Origin of the sequence: Streptomyces sp. NPDC047981, assembly GCF_040653315.1 — a bacterium.
Taxonomy (GTDB): domain Bacteria; phylum Actinomycetota; class Actinomycetes; order Streptomycetales; family Streptomycetaceae; genus Streptomyces.
In genome coordinates, this window is record NZ_JBEZNQ010000018.1 from 81,065 (window position 1) to 101,145 (window position 20,081).

Annotated in this window: 22 protein-coding genes; 8 read left to right on the top strand and 14 right to left on the bottom strand. The window is 72.9% G+C overall.

From position 1 onward, the window contains the following. Window positions 1–160 precede the first annotated feature (160 nt). Window positions 161–1,024, top strand: coding sequence for an alpha/beta hydrolase (locus AB0E14_RS13665; protein WP_362415895.1), 864 nt, complete (start codon window positions 161–163; stop codon window positions 1,022–1,024). Between the two features lie 16 nt (window positions 1,025–1,040). Here the strand turns inward: AB0E14_RS13665 and AB0E14_RS13670 are convergent, their stop codons facing one another. After that, window positions 1,041–2,021 (bottom strand): nucleoside hydrolase, encoded by a 981-nt coding sequence (locus AB0E14_RS13670; RefSeq protein WP_362415897.1) that lies wholly within the window; start codon window positions 2,019–2,021, stop codon window positions 1,041–1,043. 122 nt (window positions 2,022–2,143) lie between these two features. Beyond that, window positions 2,144–3,103 (bottom strand): D-2-hydroxyacid dehydrogenase family protein, encoded by a 960-nt coding sequence (locus AB0E14_RS13675; RefSeq protein ID WP_362415899.1) that lies wholly within the window; start codon window positions 3,101–3,103, stop codon window positions 2,144–2,146. 245 nt (window positions 3,104–3,348) lie between these two features. Between AB0E14_RS13675 and AB0E14_RS13680 the strand changes: the two genes are divergently transcribed. Genes AB0E14_RS13680 through AB0E14_RS13690 form a run of 3 tightly spaced genes read left to right on the top strand, consistent with a single transcriptional unit; the run spans window position 3,349 to window position 6,631 of the window. Further along, entirely contained in the window at window positions 3,349–4,815 is a 1,467-nt protein-coding gene (locus tag AB0E14_RS13680; protein WP_362415901.1) for an APC family permease, read from the top strand. Then, on the top strand, window positions 4,812–5,252 hold the full coding sequence (locus AB0E14_RS13685; protein ID WP_362415903.1) for a hypothetical protein: 441 nt from the start codon (window positions 4,812–4,814) through the stop codon (window positions 5,250–5,252). Before AB0E14_RS13680 ends, AB0E14_RS13685 begins: the two co-directional genes overlap by 4 nt. Then, window positions 5,249–6,631 (top strand): hypothetical protein, encoded by a 1,383-nt coding sequence (locus AB0E14_RS13690; protein WP_362415905.1) that lies wholly within the window; start codon window positions 5,249–5,251, stop codon window positions 6,629–6,631. Before AB0E14_RS13685 ends, AB0E14_RS13690 begins: the two co-directional genes overlap by 4 nt. 15 nt (window positions 6,632–6,646) lie before the next feature. On the opposite strand, the gene AB0E14_RS13695 is transcribed toward AB0E14_RS13690, so the two are convergent. Beyond that, window positions 6,647–7,429 (bottom strand): PP2C family serine/threonine-protein phosphatase, encoded by a 783-nt coding sequence (locus AB0E14_RS13695; RefSeq protein WP_362415989.1) that lies wholly within the window; start codon window positions 7,427–7,429, stop codon window positions 6,647–6,649. Between the two features lie 167 nt (window positions 7,430–7,596). On the opposite strand from AB0E14_RS13695, the gene AB0E14_RS13700 reads away from it, so the two are divergent. After that, window positions 7,597–7,920, top strand: coding sequence for a hypothetical protein (locus tag AB0E14_RS13700; protein ID WP_362415907.1), 324 nt, complete (start codon window positions 7,597–7,599; stop codon window positions 7,918–7,920). A 79-nt stretch (window positions 7,921–7,999) separates the two neighbouring features. On the opposite strand, the gene AB0E14_RS13705 is transcribed toward AB0E14_RS13700, so the two are convergent. From AB0E14_RS13705 to AB0E14_RS13735, 7 genes are all read right to left on the bottom strand, one after another. Continuing rightward, entirely contained in the window at window positions 8,000–10,204 is a 2,205-nt protein-coding gene (locus tag AB0E14_RS13705; protein WP_362415909.1) for a choice-of-anchor A family protein, read from the bottom strand. Window positions 10,205–10,278: 74 nt separating this feature from the next. Then, window positions 10,279–11,106, bottom strand: a complete 828-nt coding sequence (locus tag AB0E14_RS13710; RefSeq protein ID WP_362415911.1) for a cytochrome b/b6 domain-containing protein — start codon at window positions 11,104–11,106, stop codon at window positions 10,279–10,281. Next, on the bottom strand, window positions 11,048–11,713 hold the full coding sequence (locus AB0E14_RS13715; RefSeq protein WP_362415991.1) for a molybdopterin-dependent oxidoreductase: 666 nt from the start codon (window positions 11,711–11,713) through the stop codon (window positions 11,048–11,050). The genes AB0E14_RS13710 and AB0E14_RS13715 overlap by 59 nt, the downstream gene beginning before the upstream one ends. Before the next feature lie 198 nt (window positions 11,714–11,911). Further along, the gene (locus tag AB0E14_RS13720) at window positions 11,912–12,637 is read right to left on the bottom strand and encodes a hypothetical protein (RefSeq protein ID WP_362415913.1); all 726 of its coding nucleotides are present in this window, start codon (window positions 12,635–12,637) and stop codon (window positions 11,912–11,914) included. 184 nt (window positions 12,638–12,821) lie between these two features. Then, the gene (locus AB0E14_RS13725; protein WP_362415915.1) at window positions 12,822–13,754 is read right to left on the bottom strand and encodes a dienelactone hydrolase family protein; all 933 of its coding nucleotides are present in this window, start codon (window positions 13,752–13,754) and stop codon (window positions 12,822–12,824) included. A gap of 163 nt (window positions 13,755–13,917) precedes the next feature. Continuing rightward, a complete protein-coding gene (locus AB0E14_RS13730) occupies window positions 13,918–14,469 on the bottom strand; it encodes a GNAT family N-acetyltransferase (RefSeq protein WP_362415917.1) in 552 nt (183 codons plus the stop codon). A 77-nt stretch (window positions 14,470–14,546) separates the two neighbouring features. Continuing rightward, window positions 14,547–15,110, bottom strand: a complete 564-nt coding sequence (locus AB0E14_RS13735; RefSeq protein ID WP_362415919.1) for a hypothetical protein — start codon at window positions 15,108–15,110, stop codon at window positions 14,547–14,549. Window positions 15,111–15,275: 165 nt separating this feature from the next. Between AB0E14_RS13735 and AB0E14_RS13740 the strand changes: the two genes are divergently transcribed. Beyond that, window positions 15,276–15,800, top strand: coding sequence for a VOC family protein (locus AB0E14_RS13740; RefSeq protein ID WP_362415921.1), 525 nt, complete (start codon window positions 15,276–15,278; stop codon window positions 15,798–15,800). 163 nt (window positions 15,801–15,963) lie between these two features. Next, window positions 15,964–16,629 (top strand): DUF998 domain-containing protein, encoded by a 666-nt coding sequence (locus AB0E14_RS13745; protein ID WP_362415923.1) that lies wholly within the window; start codon window positions 15,964–15,966, stop codon window positions 16,627–16,629. A gap of 12 nt (window positions 16,630–16,641) precedes the next feature. Here AB0E14_RS13745 and AB0E14_RS13750 read toward each other — a convergent pair whose 3' ends face one another. From AB0E14_RS13750 to AB0E14_RS13765, 4 genes are all read right to left on the bottom strand, one after another. Then, a complete protein-coding gene (locus AB0E14_RS13750; protein ID WP_362415925.1) occupies window positions 16,642–17,046 on the bottom strand; it encodes a hypothetical protein in 405 nt (134 codons plus the stop codon). Window positions 17,047–17,104: 58 nt separating this feature from the next. Beyond that, window positions 17,105–17,467 (bottom strand): metalloregulator ArsR/SmtB family transcription factor, encoded by a 363-nt coding sequence (locus tag AB0E14_RS13755; protein WP_362415927.1) that lies wholly within the window; start codon window positions 17,465–17,467, stop codon window positions 17,105–17,107. A gap of 239 nt (window positions 17,468–17,706) precedes the next feature. Continuing rightward, on the bottom strand, window positions 17,707–18,369 hold the full coding sequence (locus AB0E14_RS13760) for a response regulator transcription factor (protein ID WP_362415929.1): 663 nt from the start codon (window positions 18,367–18,369) through the stop codon (window positions 17,707–17,709). After that, entirely contained in the window at window positions 18,366–19,517 is a 1,152-nt protein-coding gene (locus AB0E14_RS13765; RefSeq protein WP_362415931.1) for a sensor histidine kinase, read from the bottom strand. The genes AB0E14_RS13760 and AB0E14_RS13765 overlap by 4 nt, the downstream gene beginning before the upstream one ends. 195 nt (window positions 19,518–19,712) lie before the next feature. Between AB0E14_RS13765 and AB0E14_RS13770 the strand changes: the two genes are divergently transcribed. Then, window positions 19,713–20,039: a DUF6223 family protein gene (locus AB0E14_RS13770; protein ID WP_362415933.1), complete on the top strand. Its 327-nt coding sequence runs from the start codon at window positions 19,713–19,715 to the stop codon at window positions 20,037–20,039. Window positions 20,040–20,081: the final 42 nt, after the last annotated feature.

Below are 20,081 nucleotides of genomic sequence, written 5' to 3' on the forward strand. Positions count from 1 at the left end.
CTCGTCTCGATGCGAAGACTGTAGGGCGCCCGGAGTGATTGCGCAAGACGCTGCGTCTCGTCTCGTCCCGTCTCGGGGGAAGTCACCGCCGGAGCGATGAGTTTCGCCTCCGCCGGCCGTCTACCCCTTCGAACCGAGAGAGACCAGAGGAGAAGGAACCATGGCCGAGATCGACACCCGCACGCTCGACGCGACCGGTGCCACCCTGAGCTACGACATCCGTCCCGGCGAGCCGACGACCGCCCCGCTGCTCCTGGTCGGTTCGCCCATGGACGCGACCGGTTTCACCACGCTGGCCTCCCACTTCACCGACCGCACCGTCGTCACCTACGACCCCAGGGGCGTCGCCCGCAGCCCCCGCACCGACGGCGCCGCCGAGACGACGCCCGCCGAGCACGCCGACGACCTGCGCCGGGTCATCGAGGCGCTCGGCACGGGCCCGGTGGACGTCTTCGCCAGCAGCGGCGGCGCGGTCAACGCGCTCGAACTCGTCGCCCGCCACGGCGACCTCGTGCGCACCCTCGTCGCGCACGAGCCGCCGGTCGTGGGGGTGCTCCCGGACCGGGAGCCGGCCCTCGCGGCCTGCGTGGACGTCCGCGAGACGTATCTGCGCGAGGGCATGGGGCCCGCGATGGCCAAGTTCATCGTCCTCACCAGCCGCAAGGGCGAGGTCCCGGCGGACTGGGCCGACGAGCCGGCGCCCTCGCCCGCCGCGTTCGGCCTGCCGGCCGAGGACGACGGCTCGCGCGACGACGCGCTGCTCGGCCAGAACATGCGCACCTGCACCGGCTACGTCCCCGACTTCGAGGCGCTCCGCGCCGCGCCTGCCCGCGTGGTCGTCGCGGTGGGCGTCGAGTCGGAGGGCGAACTCGCCCACCGCGCGGGCGTGGAGGTGGCCGCCGCCCTGGGCAGCGAGCCCGCCGTCTTCCCCAGCCACCACGGCGGCTTCCTGGGCGGCGAGTACGGCCAGCAGGGAGCCCCGACGGAGTTCGCGAAGGCCCTGCGCGAGGTGCTGGAGGGTTGAGCGGACCCTGGTCGTGTCAGGGCGTGTCCGGCGGACCCTCGGCCGGCTCGCCCAAGACCCGTACGGCGTCGATGACCAGCTCCCAGAAGCCCGGCACGTCGACCTCCATCCCCACGTCCGCGTTGGCCGGCCGGCCCGTCACCCCGTGCAGGTCCACGACCGTGGCGCCCCGGGTGTGCGTGCCGGTCAGCTCGACCGAGACCGCCGCCCGCACCAGGCTGATCAGGGACGGGTCGATCAGGTGCGCCACGGTGAGCGGATCGTGCAGAGGAGGCGTGTCGAAGCCGTACACCTCCCGGTAGGTCCCGGCGAAGTACGTCAGCAGCTGGACGCAGAGCCGGGCGAGCGGGGTGCCGAGCGCCGCGATCCGGGCGACGACCTCGGGCGTCGCCCGGGCCTGGTGCGTGGCGTTCAGCCCGATCATCGTGATCGGCAGTCCGCTGGAGAAGACGATGTCGGCGGCCTCCGGGTCGCAGAGGATGTTGAACTCCGCGGCCGGGGTGGTGTTCCCGCGTCCGGTCGAGCCGCCCATGAGCACGATCCGCTCGATCCGGGGGGTCAGCTCCGGGTGGGCGAGCAGGAACGTGGCGATGTTGCTGAGCGGCCCGGTCGGGACGAGCGTCACCGGCGCCGGGTGGGTGAGGAGGGTGTCCCGGATCAGGGTCAGCGCGTCGCGCGGGTCCTGCGGGACGTCGGGTTCGCCCTCGCCGAAGCCCGGGCCGTCGAGCCCCGAGCCGCCGTGGATGTCCGCGGCGACGCGCGGCTCCCGGTCCGGCCCGCCGCGCAGCGGCCGGTCCCGGCCGGCCGCGATCGGCACCCCGCGGATCCCGGCGACCTCGCAGACGCGGCGGGCGTTCAGCGTGGTCTTCTCGACCGTCTGGTTGCCCGCCACGGTGGTGAGGGCGAGGAGCTCGACGGCCGGGTGGGCGGCGGCGAGCAGGATGTTGAACGCGTCGTCGTGACCGGGATCGCAGTCGAGGATCACGGGTACGGGCATGGTCCCACCGTCCCACAGCCGCGGCCGGCCGTCACGGGCGCGAGGGCATGTCCCGCGCCGCCACGGCCTCGGGGCGCGGCCCCCCGACGGCCGCCATCCCCCCGGCCGCCACCCCCCGGGCGCTACCCCAGTGTCCGCACCGGCTTCCCATCGAGGAACGCCTCGATGTCCTCCACCGCCTGGCCGAAGTAGCGGCCGTAGTTGGCGCGTGTCACGTAGCCGAGGTGGGGGAGGGCCAGCACGTTGGGGAGGGTGCGCAGGGGGTCGTCCGAGGGCAGCGGTTCGGTGGTGAAGACGTCGAGGCCCGCCCCCGCGATCCAGTCCTCGCGGAGCGCCCGCAGCAGCGCGGGGCCGTCGACCAGGCCGGCCCGTGAGGTGTTGACCAGGTACGCGCTCGGGCGCATCGCCCGCAGTTCGGGCTCCCCGATCAGGTTCCTCGTGCGCTCCGAGAGGACCATGTGGAGGGAGACGAAGTCGGCGCGCTCCAGGAGTTCCCGCTTGTCCGCGGCCCGCGCGACCCCGTGTTCCGCCGCGCGCTCGTCGTCGAGGTTCGGGCTCCAGGCGACGACGTCCATCCCGAAGGCGAGCCCCACCCGCGCCACCCGGCCGCCGATCTTGCCGAGGCCGACGAGGCCGAGGGTGCGCCCTGACAGGTCCGTGCCGACGGTCGACTGCCAGGGGCCTCCCTCGCGTACCGCCCGCGCCTCGGCCGGTACGTGCCGGGCGAGGCCCAGGATCAGTGCCCAGGTCAGCTCGGCGGGCGGTTCGGAGGCGCTGGCCGTGCCGCAGACGGTGATCCCGAGCGCGGCGGCCGTCGCGAGGTCGATGGAGGCGTTGCGCATCCCCGAGGTCACCACGAGCCGGAGCCTGGGCAGCCGGTGCAGCAACGCGGCGTCGAGCGGGGTCCGCTCCCGCATGACGACGAGGATCTCGCAGTCCTCGACGGCGGCGACGAGGGCGTCCCGGTCGCTCAGGTGCTCGCGCAGCACGCGTACGTCGACGCGGTCGGCGAGCGGGGCCCAGTCGGCGGAGGAGAGGGCGACGCCCTGGAAGTCGTCGAGTACGGCGCAACGGAGCTTCATGCCCCCATGATCGCGCGGGGCCGGTGATCGTACGACAGGGGGCCCGGCCGTGCGCAGCGGTGCTGCGGCACCCGGGTGAGGGTCGGCGGCCGGTTCAGCCGGACGCCCGCCCGGAGCGACAGAAGCACCCTCTGTTCGGAGAATTGCCCTGATTTGTCACGCCGTAGGACGCGGCCGTAGGACGCAGTCGTCGGACACAGGGTGAGGGAGAGCGGCATGAGGGAGCACGGCCCCAGGGGGAACGCATGAGCTCGATGGACTTCCCCGCCGAGGTGCCCCGCCAGGTGACGCACGCCGCCGAGGCCCGCAGGCCGGCCGTGCCCACGATGACCTGGGTGACGCTCGCCCTGATGACCACCGCCTCGGTGGCCAGCCTGCGCGCCGCGCCCACCATGGCCGTCTACGGACTGGCCTGCGTCTTCCTCTACCTCGTCCCGGCGATCGTCTTCCTGCTGCCGACCGCCCTGGTCTCGGCCGAACTCGCGTCCGGCTGGAGCGGCGGTGTCTACCGCTGGGTCTCCGAGGGCCTGTCCAAGCCGCTCGGCTTCCTCGCGGTCTGGTGCCAGTTCGCGATGACGATCTTCTACTACCCGAGCCTCCTCGGGTTCGTCGCGTCGACCATCGCGTACATCATCGATCCGGCGCTCGCCTCCAGCGGCCCGTACACCGCGATCGTCATCGTGGTCCTCTACTGGACCGGAGTGTGGGTCTCCTCGCGCGGTACGAAGGCGCTGGCCGGGCTGGCCAGCTGGGGCCTGATCATCGGCACCCTGATCCCCGGCACCCTGCTCGTGGTCCTCGGCATGGTCTTCCTCGGCCAGGGCAACCCCTCCGCCGCCCCGATGACCGCCTCGCACCTGCTCCCGCAGTGGACGGGTCTGGCCAGCCTCGTCCTGATCGTCAACAACTTCCTGTCGTACTCCGGCATGGAGATGAACGCCGTCCACGTCTCCTCGCTGAAGGACCCGGGGAAGGAGTACCCGAAGTCGATGTTCCTGGCGACGGGTCTGGTGCTGCTGATCTTCATCCTCCCGGCGCTCGCGATCAGCTGGGTCGTCCCGGCCGACCAGCTCAGCCTCACCGCCGGCGTCATGCAGGCCTTCGACGCGTTCTTCTCGTACTTCAACATCGGCTGGATGACGCCGATCGCCGCCGTCATGCTGATCTCCGCGTCCCTCGCCGGCATGCTGACCTGGCTCGCCGGACCGTCGAAGGGCCTCCTGGAGATCTCCCGCCAGGAGGGCTACCTGCCCCCGTTCCTGCAGAAGCTCAACAAGTACGGCATCCAGCAGAACATCCTCGTCACCCAGGGCGTCGTGACCACCGTCATCGCCCTGGGGTACGCGCTGATCCCGAACGTCTCCAGCGTCTACTGGATCTTCTCGGTCATCACCACGCAGGTCTACCTGATCGTCTATCTGCTGATGTTCGCCGCGGCGATGCGGCTGCGGAAGACCCAGCCGGACCACCCCCGCGGATATCGGGCCCCCGCCCTCGGCGTCCTGTGCGTCGTCGGGCTGCTCGCCTCGCTCGCCGCTCTCTGCATCGGCTTCGTCCCGAGCTCGCAGTTCGGCAGCGGCAGCGTCTGGGCGTACATCGCCATCGTCGGCGGCGGCCTGATCATCCTGGGCTTCCTGATCCCCTGGGCCTTCCTGAAGTTCCGCAAGCCCAGTTGGCGCACCGCGGCCGCAGAGGAAGGAGACGCGTCATGAGCCCCACCCGCTTCGCCTCCGAGCACAAGTGGATCTACCTCGGCGCGATCGTAGTCCTGGTCGGCATGGTGATCGTCGGCCTCGTCCAGTACAGCGCCGTCCGGCGCGACAACCAGACCGCCACCAAGGCGAAGGAGCTGAGCGACCAGCTCGTGCAGGCCGGCTATCCGGCCCCCGACCAGGACACCGTCGAGCGGCTCCTCGGCACCGACGGCGGCGCCGTCTGCGACGACCCCGGCAGCGCCCTGAAGACGGCGCTCTACCGGCTCCAGCAGCTGTCCAACGGGGCCACGGGCCCCGGCCAGCGGCCGATCATCGCCGACGGCCAGGCGATCGGCGCAGAGAGGATCGTGCTCCAGGTGTACTGCCCCGACCAGGTCGACGACTTCGACGAGGCCGTCGACGACCTCAAGACCGACGACACGGTGCGCCGATGAGCACCCCGGGAACCACGGGGCAGCCCAACGGCGAACTGGAAGCCCTCCGGGCCCGGATCGCCGCCCTGGAGGCGGAGGCCGAGGCCGCGAAGGCCCGGCCGCCGCGCCACCGGCTGCGCTCCTTCTTCGCCGCCCTCCTGATCGTCCTCGGCTGCGTCCTCGCCCCGCTGGGCATCGTCGCCGCCTGGACGGCCGACGAGGTGGGCGACACCGACCGGTACGTCGCCACCGTCGCCCCGCTCGCCTCCGACCCGGACGTCCAGGCCGCCGTGGCGAACCGGGTCACCGGCGCCGTCATGGAACACATCGACCTGAACGCCATCCTGGAGGGCGTCGCCCCCGAACAGCGCCCGCTCCTCCAGAAGGCCCTCGGCCGGCTCGGGGACTCCCTGGAGGGCGCCGTCCAGAGCTTCGTCCACGAGAAGGCGCAGGAGATCGTCGCCTCGGACGCCTTCGAGACGGTCTGGACCGACGCCAACCGGGCCATCCACACCTCCGTCGTCCGCGCCCTCACCGGCAGCGGCGAAGGGGCGGTGGAGATCAAGAACGACACGGTCACGCTCGACCTCGCCCCCGTGATCGAACGGGTCAAGCAGCGCCTGATCGAGTCCGGCCTCACGGTCGCCGAGAAGATCCCCGAGGTCCACACCGACTTCACGGTCCTCAAGTCCGACGACATCGGGAAGGTCAAGACCGGCTTCCGGCTGCTCCAGCTCATGGGCCTGTGGCTGCCGGTCATCGCCGTGCTGCTCGCGGCGGCCGGCGTCCTGCTCTCGGCCCACCGCCGCCGCTCCCTGATCGCGGCGGCCCTCGGCTTCGCCGTGGCGGCGATCGTCCTCGGCGTCGGCCTGACCGTGTTCCGTACGGTCTACCTCAACGCGCTGCCCGACACCGTCTCGCAGGCCGCGGCCGGCTCCGTCTACGACGCCATGGTCCGGCTGCTGCGGACGACGATCCGGATGGTCGTGGTCCTCGGTGTCGTGCTCGCCCTCGCGGCCTGGCTCTCGGGCCCGGGCAAGTGGGCCACGGCGGTCCGCGAGATGTGGCACTCGGGCATCGCGGCGACCCGGGCGGCGGCCGACCGCGTGGGTCTGCGCACGGGCCCGGTGGGGCCGTTCGTCCGCCGCTACCGCACGTGGATCACATGGATCCTGGTGGCGGCCGCGGTCCTCGTGTACGTGTTCTGGGACCACCCGACGGGCTGGGTGGTGGTGGGCCTGGCGCTGGTGCTCCTGTTCCTCCTGGCGGTGGCGGAGTTCCTGGCGGCGGAGGAGTCGGAACCCGGCGCCGGGTCCGGGCCCCAGGGCGGACCGGGCTCCGGAGCGGGACCCGGAGCCGGACCGGAGCCCGAGCCCGAACCGGAGCAGAGCCTCAAGTAGGCGCGGTCCCCGGCCTCACCCGGGGGCCTCCCCGACCCGGACCAGGGCGAGGGTGATGTTGTCCGGCCCGCCGGCCTCCATGGCGGCCTTCCACAGTTCGAAGGCCGCCTTGCCGTCGTCGTGCACGCGGAGCAGCGCCTCGACGTCCTCCTCGGGCACCGGGTCGGTCAGGCCGTCGCTGCAGACGAGGCAGCGGTCGCCGGTGACGAGCGGGAACTCGGCGACGTGCGGGGTGACGGCCTCGTACACATGGCTGCCGCCGAGGGTCTGGGTGACGGCCGACGTGGTGCGCTGCCCGGGCGCGGGCGGGGGGCTGTCGTCCACGCTGACCTGGCGCAGGGCGTCCTGCCCGTCCTGCCCGTTCCGCCCGTCCTGCCCGGACACGTGGAAGACCTTGCTGTCGCCGACGTTGAACGACAGCAGCGACTCCGGCGGCAGCACGAGCGTGCCGGCGACCGTCGTGCCCATGGTCGCCAGCTCGGGGCGGCCCTCGGCGGCGGTGTACACGGCCCGGTTGCACATCTCCAGGGCCTCGCCGACGCTCTCGGCGCCGTCGAGCGCGGGACCGAGCGCCGCGAGCCGCCGGACCACCAGCGAGCTGGCCACCTCGCCGCCCGGCTGCCCGCCGAGCCCGTCGGCGACGGCCACGAGCAGGGGCCTGTCCAGCGGGAACAGCAGCGTCTGGGGGCTGTCGGTGACGGTCCCGCACAGGGTCCACGGCCCCACGACGAGGCTGTCCTCGTTGTGCTCGCGCATGAGCCCGGTGTGGCTCAGGGCGGTCACGGCGATGTACGGCACCACGGCCACCGCCTCCTCACGGCCCGTACGTCTCCCACCCCACCCTCACCCCCATTGTCGCCCCGGCATGCGGGGTGCGGCCCGCCGTCGCACGCTGGTCCTGAGCCGCCCGTCGGCCGGGGAAGCCGGGGACGGGCCGGGCAACGCCGAGGAAGGGACGTCCGTCGATGTACGCGAGGCTGAGCACCTACCAGGGGTCACCGGTTCCGCTGGAGGGCGACCTGGCCGCCAGGTCGGAGACGATCGTCAAGCTGGTCGAGAACCTCCCGGGGTTCCGGGGCGCGTACTACCTCGTGGAGCGGGAGACGGGCGAGGCGCGCTCGCTGACGCTGTGGGAGGACGAGGCGGCGATGGTGGCGAGCGAGGAGGAGGCGGCCCGGGTCAGGGCCGAGTCGTCCCACCGTGAGGGGCAGCGGGTGGTCTCGGTGGAGCACTTCGAGGTGGCGTTCGTCCGCCTGGCCGAGGACACGCGGACGAACACCGGCGCGTGACGAAGGAGCCCGCCCCCGGACGTCCGGTCCGGGGGCGGGCTCCTGTCTGTCGTTCCTGCCGTCGTCCTACGGGTCCCCGTCAGGCCGTGGCGCCCTGGCCCGGGTCGCCGTAGCCCGCGTCCTCGCACGGGTGCTCGTCGCCGTAGCCCATGTCCTTGCAGGGCTCCTCACGGCTGTTGGTCAGCCTGGCGGTCACGTCCTCGTGGCCGGCGTCGACGACGTACGGGCCGAAGACCGGGTCGGCGGGCAGGACATAGCCGTCGGGGACGTCCGTCTCCCGCGCGTAGTACGTGCCCTTCTCCAGGTCCTCGAAGGCGCAGACGCCCGCGGCGGTGGTGGTGCACTCGGTCCCGATGCGGGAGTCGGCGTTGATGCCGATGGTCTGGAGGCCGGTGGTGCTGTTGGTCTCCTTCCACAGCTCGAACACCGCGCCGCGCAGCGGCAGTCCGCTCTTGGCGTCGACCTTGGTGATCGTGAGCGAGCCGTCGACGGGCGGGACGGGGATCGCGGTGTTGGCGGCCTGGACGGTGACGCCCGCGGTGGCGTTCTCCGCGGTCAGGACCAGCGGCCCGAAGACGTTGGGGTCGGGCACCTGGTACCCGGAGGGGGCGCGGGTCTCCTGCCAGTAGTACGTCCCCGTCTCCACGGTCCGGACGCACAGGCCGTCGGCGCCGGTGACGCACAGCCTGCCCACCTGTGTGTCGGGGTCGTTGCCGCCGGGCTGGAGACCGGTGATGCCGTTGGTCTCCCGCCAGAGCTGGAACCAGGCGCCGCCCAGCGGGCCGCCGGTCGCCGCGTCCGTCTTGCGCACCCGCACCTCGCCCGTCGCGTTCGGGTTGTCGGCGGGGGTGTTCTCGGCCGTGACGGTCACGCCGTCGGCGGCGTTCTCCTCGGTGAGGACCAGGGGCCCGAAGACCGGGTTGGCGGGCAGGTCGTAGCCGGGCGGGGCGCCCGTCTCCTGCCAGTAGTACGTCCCGGTGGGCACGGTCCGGGAGCAGACTCCGTCGGCCGCGCCGGTCGTGCAGACGTCGCCGACGGCGGTGTCCGGGTCGGCGCCGCCGGTCTGGAGGCCGGGGATGCCGTTGGTCTCCTCCCACAGCTGGAACGTGGCCCCGCCCAGCGCGGCGCCCGTCACGGCGTCCTCCTTGACCACCTTCACGTCGCCCGTGGTGACGGGCGGGGTGTTGCCGCAGTCCGGCAGGTCCCCGTTGAAGGGGTACGCGTGGAACTCCTGGCCTCCGCCGCCCGAGGCGGCGCTGGTGTGGGTGAGCGAACCGGTGGTGAAGAAGCGGCCGTTGACGCCCGGCAGGGTCACCGTGGTGGCCGAGGACTGCTCGCCGACGAGGAAGCTGCCCTGGAACTGGCCGGTGCCGGTGAGGTTGACCGTCGTCGCGTCAGGGATGTTCCAGAGCAGCCGCTCGCGGTAGGCGTTGAGCGGGTCGGTCGCGTCGGCGATGCCGCCGCTGTAGGTGTTGAGGGTGAAGCGGGGGCCCGTGATGTTGACGAGGACGGTGGCGTTCGCCGGGATGCGGGCGAAGACGACGCCCTGCTGGCCCCCGTCCGCCTTGGTCATGTCGAAGTCGACGTTGAACACCTGGAGGGCGGAGCTGCCGTCGCCGGTGAAGCGCGTCTGCTCGCCCTCGTTGACGGCGGTGCCGGTGGGCGTGCGCGGGTTGCCGTCGACGCGGGCGTAGCAGCGGCTCGCGGTGGTCAGCTGGTCCCGCAGGGCGGTGAACGGGGCGGTGGCGGCGGCGTCCTGGACGAGCGTGGACCTGACGGTGCCGGTGACCGTGCCCGCGTGGCGTACGCGTCCGGCCTCGGCCAGGACCTGTTGGTTCGCGGCCACGGTGATGTCGCCGCCGGTGGTCATCCAGTCCGTGCCGGCCGCGGGCGGGACGCGGGAGCCGACGCCGGCCTCGCCGATGTTGTAGTTCCCGCCCGCCTGGGCGTTCTTGTTCATGTCGAAGTCGTCCAGGACGACGACCCGGCCCTCCGCCTCGGCGGCGGAGCCGCGGACGAGGAAGTCGTCGCCGACGAAGACGTTGATCCCGTTGTCCCGGTACTGGATCGTCCCGCTGCCGATCTGCGGGTAGGGGCCGGGCGGGCAGGTGCCGGGTACGCAGGGACCGAGCCCGCCGGGGAGCGGAGCGGCCTGCGCGGGAGCCGCGCCGGGGCCGACGACGAGGACGGGGAGGGCCGCGAGGGCGGCGACGTAGGCGAGCCCGGCGGCTTTGGCGCGCGTTCCGGCGCGCGCCCGTGGCCGGACATTCGTGCGGTTTCTCATGATCCGGAGTCTGTGATTCCGCCCTGGGGCCCACCACGGGAGACCGTCGTCATTGCGCCTTCCGGCAGCCCGGCTCACCGGATGGCGTGACGGACCCCGGCCAGTCGGCGCAAGAGCGCTCGCCACCGCTTCCCGCCGTCCGCCGGCGGGGCGTCCGTGGGCCGCCACAACGGATGCTCGCGCTCCGCCCACGACCGCTCGACCGACCCGGTCCGCATGCCCCTGCGCGCCTCGGGATCGGCGAACGCCTTCGCGATGTGCCCGGCGAGCACCACACCGACGGCGAGGGCGAGCCAGTCGTGCACGAAGGTGGCGCTGGTGCGCCACTCCAGCGGCGTCAGCCGGGTGAACCACATCAGCAGCCCGGTCACCAGCATCACCAGGACGGCGCCCGCGATCCACGACGCGTAGACCTTCTGCCCGGCGTTGAACTTGCCTGCGGGCCGGGACTCCGGCCGGTGGTCGCGGCGGCGGGCCGCGCGCAGCCACACCCGGTCGTGCGGTCCGAAGCGGTTGAGCCTGCGCAGATCGGCCCGGAAGGCGGCGGACGCGAGACCGAACAGGAAGGGCACGGGCAGCAGCAGCCCGGACCACTCGTGGACGGTGACGACGAGGTGCCGACGGCCGACGAGCTGGGCGATCGGCGCCACGTACAGGGCGGCGGCGGTCGCCACGCACAGCAGCGTCAGGGCGGCCGTCGTCCGGTGCGCCCAGCGCTCGGCGGACGTGAACCTGCGGACGCGCGCCGGGGGTTCGGACGGTGGAGGGTCGGACGGCAGGGGTTCGGACGGTCGGCGTTCGGACGGTCGGGGTTCGGGCGCCGGGGGTTCGGACACGGGGGGTTCAGACGGTCGGGGTGTCGTCGCGGCCGTTGGACCGGCCGACCCAGGCGTCGATGTCATAGCCCCGCTCCTCCCAGTAGCCGGGGCGGACGTCAGGGGTGACGGTGATCCCGGAGAGCCATTTCGCCGACTTGTAGAAGTACATGGGCGCGACGTAGAGCCGGACCGGGCCGCCGTGCGCGTGGCTGACCGGCTCGTCCCGCATCCGCAGACAGACCAGCACGTCGTCGCGCCGGGCCTGCGCGAGCGTGAGGCTCTCGCTGTACGCGCCGTCGAAGCAGGTGAAGCGGATCGCCCTGCCCTCGGGACGTACCCCCGCGGCGTCGAGGAGACGCGACAGGGTGACGCCGGAGAAGGCCGTCTGCGGCACCCGCCATCCGGTGACGCACTGCACGTCGCGTACGACCCGGGTCTGCGGCAGCGCGCGCAGCTCGTCGAGGGTGTACGTCGCGGGGCGGTCGACGAGACCGTCCACGGTGAGCCGGTAGTTCCGCTCGTCCTTCCGCGGTACGGACGAGGTGACGGAGTAGTACCGGAATCCGCCCCCGGTGGGGACGAGCCCGGTGAGCCCTGTCGGATCCTTCGCCGCGGCGGCCGCGAGCGCGCCCTCGAAGGCGCGCTGCGCGTACGGGGCGACGGCGAGCCCCGCCGCCCCGAGCCCGAGCATGCCGAGCACCAGGCGGCGCCCGACGGGGGCGCCTTCGCTGTCGGTCGGATCTGTGGTCACCGCTCGATTCGACCACCGCGGGGTCCGGGACTCCAGGGTGGAGGCGACGACGTCAGACTTCCGTCATGTTCGGCCTGAGGTCATGTTCGGCCTGACGACGTGTTCTGCCTTCGGTCGTGTCCGGCCCGGACGGCGCGCTCAGCCGAGGTCGAGGCAGACGACGAGCAGACAGAGCTCCGCGGGCGAGGTGGTGCCCGGCGCCGGTGCGGGGGCGGGTGCGGTGGGTGCGGGGGCGACCGGGGTGGCGGGCGCGGTCTCGGCCGGTGCGGCTTGGGCGGGCACGGCCCGTGCGGGCGCGGGAGACGGAGCGGTGGCGCGGTCGGGCCGCGGGGCGGCCGGGGTGGCCGTCGCGCGCGGCTGGACGGGGACGGTGACCGCCGGCCGTACGCGCGGCGGTTCGGGCGAGAGGTGGGCACCGGAGTGCGGGCGCGGGCTCTCGGACAGCGCCGGAGCGGACGACTGCGCGGAGGACGGCCGCGGCGCCGAGACGTGGTGCCGGGCGGGAGGTACGGACGTCGGGCGGACGTCCTTCTCGGCGGGTCCCGTGGCCTCCCCGACGGTGTCGGCTCCGGGGTTCTCGGGAGCCGTGGCCGCCTGTGACGTGTCGCCGGACTGCCGCTCCATCGCGGACACGGTCAGGCCGCCGCCCACGAGCGCGAAGGCGGTCGCGACCACGGCCCGGCGCTTGTTCCTCCGCCACCGCTCCCGCTGCCGCCGCCGCGCCGCGCGCCCTTCCGCGGCGACCGGTGCGGCCACCGAGGCATCGGCGGCCGGGGCAGGGGCCAGGTCCGGGGCGTACACGCCGCAACCGGGGCACATCAACGCGCCGTTGAGGTGCCGCCGGCACGAGGAGCAGTAGTCCATTTCCCGTTCCCGGTCTCTCTGAGTCGAACGAGACGGCCGGGGCTCCGTGGAACTTCCGTCACGGAAGGGAGCATGCGATCCGCCGTCTGCGGGGGTTCTGTCCCCCTCTGCGGGCGGCGGAAACCTGCCCTGCGCGCGGCGCCGTACGCCCCAATCGCGTCGTTGCTCCCCCCACTCCCCTCGGTCACTTGCTCCGGAGCGTTCCGAGCGGGTCGGGATCCGTGTCCAGGGCGGTGATAGCGGCCTTCCACGCCGTGTCGTCGCCCTGGAGGGCGTCGCGCAGATAGGCCGTGGTGAGACGTTGGATCAGGGCGACACGGGCGGGTGACGCGTCGGTGGTCTCGCTGACGTCGTGACCGGGGACGCCGCCGAGGGAGTGTTCCGCGCCGAACAGCGTGAGCAGGCTCTTGGCACCCGGGCTGTACGTGTACGGGTCGGTGAACCAGTCCGGTCCGCGCGTGGACAGGTGGGACTGGTCCCTGTCCCCCGCGACGACGAGGGCCGGCGTGGTCATGGTCGCGAACGACGGCCGCATGAAGGGGAAGTGCTCGGCGGCGAAGGGCGTCAGGTCGTCACCGAGGCCGGTCAGGGCGAGCAGGACGCCCGCCGTGACCCGGGGGTCGGACATGTCCTCGCCGGGTGCGCCGTCGGCGTCGAGCACCCGGGCCCCCAGCAGCGTGCTCACCGTCTGGGCTCCCCAGGAGTGCCCGGCCACCGCGACGCGGTCGCGGTCGACGCGCCCGGCGAGGCCCGGCACGGCCGCCTCCAGGGCGTCGAGGCCGTCGAGGACGCGGGTGATGTCCTCGATCCGGTGGCGCCAGATGTGCGGGGTGCGCGGGTCGTCGGCGGGGAGGGCGAGGGTGCGGGAGTCGAGGTGGGTGGGCTGGACGACCACGAAGCCCTGGGCGGCCCAGTGGTCCGCGAGGGGCGCGTAGCCGTCCATCGACCAGCCGAACCCGTGCGAGAAGACGATCACGGGCAGCGCGCTCCCGCCCACGGGCGCGGACACCCGCACCTCGAGGTCGTCACCGCGGCCCGGCGCGGGCAGGACGACCGGCTTGGCGGAGAGCACCGTGACCACGGGGGCGGATGTGGATGTGGTCGTCGAGTCGGGCATGGCAGTTCCTTCCGTACGGGGGCGTCGGCAGTCACCAAAACGGAACCCTGTTCCGCAAAGAACGATACGGAACGCTGTTCCGCTTCGCAAGGGACGCCCGGCGAACGCCCGAACGCCCTCCCTCCCACCTCACCCGCAGCAGGCACTCGGCGGGCGCCGCCCTTCAGCCGGCCGGCGCGGCCGAGGGGCGACGCACGCCGAACCACTGCTCGGCGCCGTACTCCTCGAACCGCTCGACCTCGACGAAGCCCAGCTTCGAAGCGAGCCGCATCGCGCGCTCGTTGGCGCTCTGGGTGGAGAGCACCACGGGCTCGCCGGGGCGTGCGCCGGAGAACCAGTCGAGTGCCGCCGCGCACGCCTCGAAGGCGTAGCCGTGCCCCCACGCCCGTGGCAGGAACAGGTAGCCGAGTTCGGCCTCCCCGGCCTCGGGGCGGACATGTCCCCGCCGCTCGGCGTCGCGAGGGTCGAGCGTGAGGAGGCCGATCATCGTCCCGTCGAGTTCGACGACGAAGCAGCCGGGACGCCGGCCGGGCACCTCGGGCATCGCACGCTGAAGTTCCTCGCGCGGCCGGGCGCCGCCGACGTAGGTGCCGACCTCGGGTGAGGCGAACAGCTCGACGAACACCGCGCGATCGCGGGCCTCGGACTCGCGCAGGACGAGCCGTTCGGTCGGTAGCGGGGAGGGCGGCCAGGCGAACATTCCGGGTTCGGTCATGGCGGGGAACGTATCGCAGGCCCGTGGGGAACGACCGGCGAAGCCGACGGCCTCGCTGTCTCGCACCGTCTGCCCGATCAGTAGTCGGCGAAGTTCCAGAACAAGCCCACCTCGGTGTCCGCGACGACGACCAGGCCGCAGTCCTCCGTGTAGACGCTCAGCGGGCTGTACGCCCGGTTCCGTGTCGTGAAGTCGAGCGTGCCACGCACGTGGGCAGGCTTCTTGACGTTGGTGTGAAAGCCGGCTTCATCTCCGTATCGCGCCAGGATCGTGCGCGCCATCGCGCGGAGCTCGTCCGGGGACTCGCTGAAGTACTGGAGGTTGGAGAGGGTGCAGCCGTCCTCAGTGAGAGCGAGGAGCAGGTTCTCGGCGCTTTCCCGATCGATCCTCTGGAGCCGGCGCGCGACGTACTCCGGCGAGCGATCGGCGAAGGGATGGATCGGGTTCCCCACCCGGTCCGGGTCCCGCGCGGCATCGTCGACGCCGGTCCAACCCCGAGGGTCCGGCACACGGGCCATGACCGCGAGGACATCGAGCGTCCAGTCCTCGTGGCGGCGTGGACCTGTGGCGACGTACGCGTACGCGTCCTCGTACAGGTGATGGACTGCGGTTTCCCAGGACTCCTGGTCGACGGACGGCATCCGAGCAGCTTGTCACGGGGCTGACGCGGACCAGCGATCGATGCGTTGCGAGCGCAGACCACGGGCCGGGGTGGTGCTGGATTCCGCGCCATCCAGGCCAGCAGCTGTCCTAGTTGCGTCCTAGGGTCGTCACGTCACGAGGAACCGCACGAGGGGACGAGACCGATGAGTCACACCGCACCCGAGGGCTACACCAGCGTCGCGCCGTGGGTGGTCACCGACGACACCGGCGCGCTGCTCGACTTCGTCACCGCCGCGTTCGGCGGCGAGGAACTCGCACGGGTGCCGGTCGAGGACGGCACCATCGGGCACGGCGAGATCCGTGTCGGCGACACGGTGGTGCTGGCGTTCGACCGACGGCCCGACTGGCCGGTGATGCCCGCGCTGCTGCGCGTCTACGTCCCCGACGCGGACGCCGCCATGGCGGCCGCGGTCAGGCACGGGGCGCAGGTGATCACCGAGTGCGCCGACAGCGCGTGGGGGGATCGCGGGGGCCGGGTACGGGACCCGTTCGGCAACATCTGGTGGGTGACGAGCCGCGTGGAGGACGTCGCACCGGACCGGGCCTGGGAGCGCATGTCGGAGCCGAAGTACGCCGACGCCATGCGCACGGCACAGGAGACGCTGGACGCCGCGCTGAGCGGCCGGGAGGCAGGGGTGGCAAGCGCCCCGCGGCGCCCGACCGACTGAACCCGCCTCACGTGGTGGCATGCCCTCTTCGGGCGGTGTGCGCGACGCGGGTGGGAAGCCGTCCTGCCCACGTGTGATCCAGTGCACCTCGACGGGAGCGATGACTCTCCTCTTCGCCGTCGGTCATAGGGGGGACGACATCGAAGCGAGGAAAGGCCCCGCCATGACCGACATGCTCACCGCTCCCGGCCACGCCGTTTCCGCCGTGCCCACGTCGCGCGCCGCACGCTGGGCCCTGGCCGGTGGGGTGGTGGCGGGGCCGCTGTTCCTGGTGGTCGGACTCGTCCAGGGCTTCGTGCGGGACGGCTTCGGCTTCACCCGGAACGCGATCAGCCAGCTCGCCCTCGGCGAGGCGGGCTGGATACAGACGTCGAGCTTCCTGCTCACCGGCGCGCTGCTGCTGGCCGGTGCGGTCGGACTGCGGCGGGCACTGCGCGGTGGCCCCGGCGGGACGTGGGGTCCGGCCCTCGTCGCTGTCTTCGGCGTCTCCTTCTGGGCTGCGGCGGCCTTCCCCGCCGACGCCGGGGCCGGCTTCCCGGCCGGGGCGCCCACGGCGACCGAGATGAGCGGGCACGGCGCCGCCCACATGTTCGCCGGAATGATCGGCTACCTGGCCCTGTGCGCCGCGTTCGTCGTCCTGGCCCGCCCGCTCGCCGCCCGGGGCCTGCGGGGCTGCGCCATCGCCTCCCGCGTCGTCCCCGTGGCCGTCCTCGCCGGGTTCATGGCCTCGGCCGCCTCGGTCCTGGCGTTCACCATCGGCGCCGGCCTCGGCCTGCTGTGGCTGAGCGTGCTGACGACCCGCCTGGCCGGCGCTCCGGCCGCCCGCTAGCCGACGGGGACCTCATCGGGCCGGCACGCCGAGGCCGCCTTCTTCCCTGGCCGGCCGGGTCCTCCAGGGCCGCTGCCCGTTGTGAGCGGCCGGCGTTCTGCCGAGCCCTGCGGCCCGCTCCTGGAGGGCGTCCAGCACCGCCTCGTGGGGGCTGTCGACGGAGATGTCCAGACGGATCTGCTCCGGGCCGGGGGTGATGGCGAAGCGGAAGAACGAGCAGCAGCCGCTCTCGCGCGCGACGAGGTCGCGCACCGTCTCCTCGACACCTTCGGACCTGGCGAACGCCAGTCGCAACCGGTGTGGGCCCGGCCGGGCCAGATCTGTCAGATGCGCGGCGAACAGCGTGTCGAACTCGGCGACCCGCAGCGGCTGCTCGCCGGTGGGCAGTGTGCACGAGTCCGGTACCCAGGACGTCATCGTGACCCCTTCCGCGGACGCAACTCCAGCCTCGGTCAGGACACCCACCCAGGCAGCGTCATGCCGGAGCGGCGTTGGTGAGCAGCTTGCCCATGGCGGCGAGAACGTCGGGCTCCACGCGGTAGTAGACCCAGGTCCCGCGCCGCTCGGAGGAGAGCAGACCCGCTTCCTTCAGCTTCTTCAGGTGGTGGGAGACGGTCGGCTGCGAGACGCCGACGTCGGAGATGTCGCAGACGCATGCCTCGCCGCCCTCGTGCGAGGCGACCGCCGAGAACAGGCGCAGCCGGACCGGATCGCCGAGGGCCTTGAACATCTTCGCGGTCCGCTCGGCCTCCTCGGCGTTCAGCGGGCGCTCGGTGAGCGGCGGGCAGCAGGGGGCGACCTCGGGCTCGAGAAGCGGCAGCGCGGAGACGTTCGACATGCATCTATGTTGACACATATCGAAGCAGGCGCCCAGTGTCGCGAGGGCCTTCCTCTCCGAACTCCGCCTCGGCCTCGACGAGCGCCTCCAGGCGGGTCCGCTCCGTCGACCCCGGGCACGGGCCGCGAGTCGAGGTAGGCACCCCACCCGTCGACGGCGGACGCCGTGTGATCACCGCGCGCGGGGCGTAGCTGCCCTGGCGAGGCGGGCTCCCTCCTCGCCGTGCTGCTCGGTGGGCGTCAGGAGGTGCGCGGGGTGACCAGGCCGGATTCGTAGGCCAGGATGACGAGTTGGGCGCGGTCGCGGGCGTGGAGCTTGGTCATGGCCCGGTTGATGTGGGTCTTCGCGGTCATCGGGGTGATCACCATCCGGTCGGCGATCTCGTCGTTGGACAGGCCCTGGGCGACCAGGGCGACGGCCTCGCGTTCCCGGTTGGTCAGCTCCTCCAGCCCGACGCGGGCCGTGGCTTCGAGCGGCTGGGCGACGTACCGGTTGATCAGCTTGCGGGTGATCGACGGTGCGAGCAGCGCGTCCCCGCGCGCGGCGACGCGCACGGCGTGGAGGAAGTCTTCCGGCAGGACGTCCTTGACGAGGAATCCGGTCGCGCCCGCGCGCAGTGCCTCGAAGACGTACTCGTCGAAGCCGTAGTTGGTGAGGATGACGACGTGAACTCCGGCCAGGGCGGGGTCCGCGGCGATGCGCCGCGTCGTCTCGATGCCGTCCATGACGGGCATCTGGACGTCGATGAGCGCGATGTCGGGCAGGTGCTCGCCGACCAGGGCCAGGCCTTCCCTTCCGTCGCCCGCCTCGGCCACCACCTCGATGTCGTCCTCCAGATCGAGGAGGGCGCGGAACCCGCTGCGGATGAGTGGCTGGTCGTCCACCAGCACGACGCGGATCACGGCGTCCGGTCCAGGGGGAGTTCGGCCTGGACGGTGAAGCCGCCGTCGGGGCGCGGTTCGGCGCGCAGCCGGCCGCCGAGGGCGGTGACCCGCTCGCGCATGCCGAGCAGCCCGAAGCCGGAGGTGGGAGCCGTGTTCGGGGTGGCCTTGCCGTCGTCGTCGACGCGAATCGCGAGGGCGTCAGGACGCCAGTCGATGCCGACCGATGCCGTGGCGGCGTGGGCGTGGCGGGCGATGTTGGTGAGCGACTCCTGGACGACCCGGTAGACGGTCCGGTCCACCGCGGCCGGCACGTCGTGCGGATGTCCCTCGACCTTCAGCGTGGCGTTCAGACCGATCCTGCGGGCCTGTTCCATGAGTTCGGGGACGTCATCGAGTCCGCGTGGCGGGGTCGTGCCGTCGTCGCGCAGGGCCTCCAGCGTCGCGCGCAGTTCCCGGCTCGCCTCACGTCCGGCCGCCTGGATCGCCAGCAGTGCGTCCGGTATGTGCTCGCCCCGTTTACGGGCCACGTGCACGGCGACCTCGGCCTGCACCTTGATGACCGAGATCTGGTGGGTGAGGGAGTCGTGCAGCTCTCGCGCGATGCGCAGGCGCTCCTCGTCGGCGCGCCGCCGCGCGGTCTCCTCCCGGGTGCGTTCGGCCTCGTCCGCGCGCCGCTCGGCCTGCCGCAGCGCCTCGCCCGCGGCCCCGGCGGCGATCAGCCAGGCGATCTCCAGGGCGCCCCGGGACCGCGCGAGCGCCCCGCCCAGGTCGCTCATGCCCGAGACCAGGGCGGCGACGGGGAGGGCGGCGAGCATGGCGACGCCGGCCGCGATGGTGAGCGTACGGTGGCCGGCCCGTACGGCCGCGTGGACGGCGAACAGGAAGGCGACGGCAGGCACGTCGAAGCCCGCTGCCTGGTACCCGGCCGCGCACAGGCCGGTGACGGCCAGGACGGCGACCGGGGCACGCCGGCGTGCGACGAGAACGAGGCCGCCGGCCGCGAGAAGGGCAAGGCCGAGCAGGTCGACCGGGTCGGGTCCGGTGGCGAAGCGCTGCCGGGAAAGGCCCGTGATCAGCAGCGCCGCACCGACGCCGACGGCGATCGCGATGTCCACGACGGCCGCTCGTGCCTCGGCTCGCGGACCGGACCGTGCTGCGCTGCTCATGCGCGCAACCTACCCAAGGAGCCTCTCCGGCGGGTCCGTCCGGCGGAGGAGAGGACGGCTACCGCGCGCGCGGTACCTCCACTGTTTCTGCCGCGTTCGTGGCAGTGCGCGGTGTCCGCTGCTGCTGGATGACCCGAGGTGGGCCCGGCGGACATGCTCGGAGGGCATTGATCGCAGGAGGAGAAGGAGCACGTCATGTCCGTCCGATACGCGCTTGCCGAGATCCAGCCGGTCGCCGCCAGTGTCCTGCACGTGAGCGCCGGGCGGGCGGGTGCCGCCACCGCCGCGGTCCTCGGGCTGATCGGCGTGGCCGCCGGCTGGCGGGCTCTCCGCCGCGCCTGGCGGCCCGGGGCCTTCGTGGCCCTCTCGGCCGGCCTGATCGCCCTGGTACTCGGCGGGTTCGTCGCGGCCACCGCGTCCGGCGGCCTCGGCACCGGCAACGGCCTGGGCGGGGCCTATGTCGGCCTGTTGACGGGGCTGACCGCGACCGCCGTGGGCGTACGGGCTCTGGCCAAGGGCTGAACAGGTCCAGCCGACGATGACCGCCCTGGTCGCTGACCAGGG

What these genes read in the sequence shown, in the direction of transcription:
- AB0E14_RS13665 (WP_362415895.1), top strand. Translation starts at nt 161, where the DNA reads ATGGCCGAGATCGACACCCGCACGCTCGACGCGACCGGTGCCACCCTG.
- AB0E14_RS13670 (WP_362415897.1), bottom strand. Translation starts at nt 2,021, where the DNA reads ATGCCCGTACCCGTGATCCTCGACTGCGATCCCGGTCACGACGACGCG.
- AB0E14_RS13675 (WP_362415899.1), bottom strand. Translation starts at nt 3,103, where the DNA reads ATGAAGCTCCGTTGCGCCGTACTCGACGACTTCCAGGGCGTCGCCCTC.
- AB0E14_RS13680 (WP_362415901.1), top strand. Translation starts at nt 3,349, where the DNA reads ATGAGCTCGATGGACTTCCCCGCCGAGGTGCCCCGCCAGGTGACGCAC.
- AB0E14_RS13685 (WP_362415903.1), top strand. Translation starts at nt 4,812, where the DNA reads ATGAGCCCCACCCGCTTCGCCTCCGAGCACAAGTGGATCTACCTCGGC.
- AB0E14_RS13690 (WP_362415905.1), top strand. Translation starts at nt 5,249, where the DNA reads ATGAGCACCCCGGGAACCACGGGGCAGCCCAACGGCGAACTGGAAGCC.
- AB0E14_RS13700 (WP_362415907.1), top strand. Translation starts at nt 7,597, where the DNA reads ATGTACGCGAGGCTGAGCACCTACCAGGGGTCACCGGTTCCGCTGGAG.
- AB0E14_RS13705 (WP_362415909.1), bottom strand. Translation starts at nt 10,204, where the DNA reads ATGAGAAACCGCACGAATGTCCGGCCACGGGCGCGCGCCGGAACGCGC.
- AB0E14_RS13710 (WP_362415911.1), bottom strand. Translation starts at nt 11,106, where the DNA reads ATGACATCGACGCCTGGGTCGGCCGGTCCAACGGCCGCGACGACACCC.
- AB0E14_RS13715 (WP_362415991.1), bottom strand. Translation starts at nt 11,713, where the DNA reads ATGCTCGGGCTCGGGGCGGCGGGGCTCGCCGTCGCCCCGTACGCGCAG.
- AB0E14_RS13720 (WP_362415913.1), bottom strand. Translation starts at nt 12,637, where the DNA reads ATGGACTACTGCTCCTCGTGCCGGCGGCACCTCAACGGCGCGTTGATG.
- AB0E14_RS13725 (WP_362415915.1), bottom strand. Translation starts at nt 13,754, where the DNA reads ATGCCCGACTCGACGACCACATCCACATCCGCCCCCGTGGTCACGGTG.
- AB0E14_RS13730 (WP_362415917.1), bottom strand. Translation starts at nt 14,469, where the DNA reads ATGACCGAACCCGGAATGTTCGCCTGGCCGCCCTCCCCGCTACCGACC.
- AB0E14_RS13735 (WP_362415919.1), bottom strand. Translation starts at nt 15,110, where the DNA reads ATGCCGTCCGTCGACCAGGAGTCCTGGGAAACCGCAGTCCATCACCTG.
- AB0E14_RS13740 (WP_362415921.1), top strand. Translation starts at nt 15,276, where the DNA reads ATGAGTCACACCGCACCCGAGGGCTACACCAGCGTCGCGCCGTGGGTG.
- AB0E14_RS13745 (WP_362415923.1), top strand. Translation starts at nt 15,964, where the DNA reads ATGACCGACATGCTCACCGCTCCCGGCCACGCCGTTTCCGCCGTGCCC.
- AB0E14_RS13750 (WP_362415925.1), bottom strand. Translation starts at nt 17,046, where the DNA reads ATGACGTCCTGGGTACCGGACTCGTGCACACTGCCCACCGGCGAGCAG.
- AB0E14_RS13755 (WP_362415927.1), bottom strand. Translation starts at nt 17,467, where the DNA reads ATGTCGAACGTCTCCGCGCTGCCGCTTCTCGAGCCCGAGGTCGCCCCC.
- AB0E14_RS13765 (WP_362415931.1), bottom strand. Translation starts at nt 19,517, where the DNA reads ATGAGCAGCGCAGCACGGTCCGGTCCGCGAGCCGAGGCACGAGCGGCC.
- AB0E14_RS13770 (WP_362415933.1), top strand. Translation starts at nt 19,713, where the DNA reads ATGTCCGTCCGATACGCGCTTGCCGAGATCCAGCCGGTCGCCGCCAGT.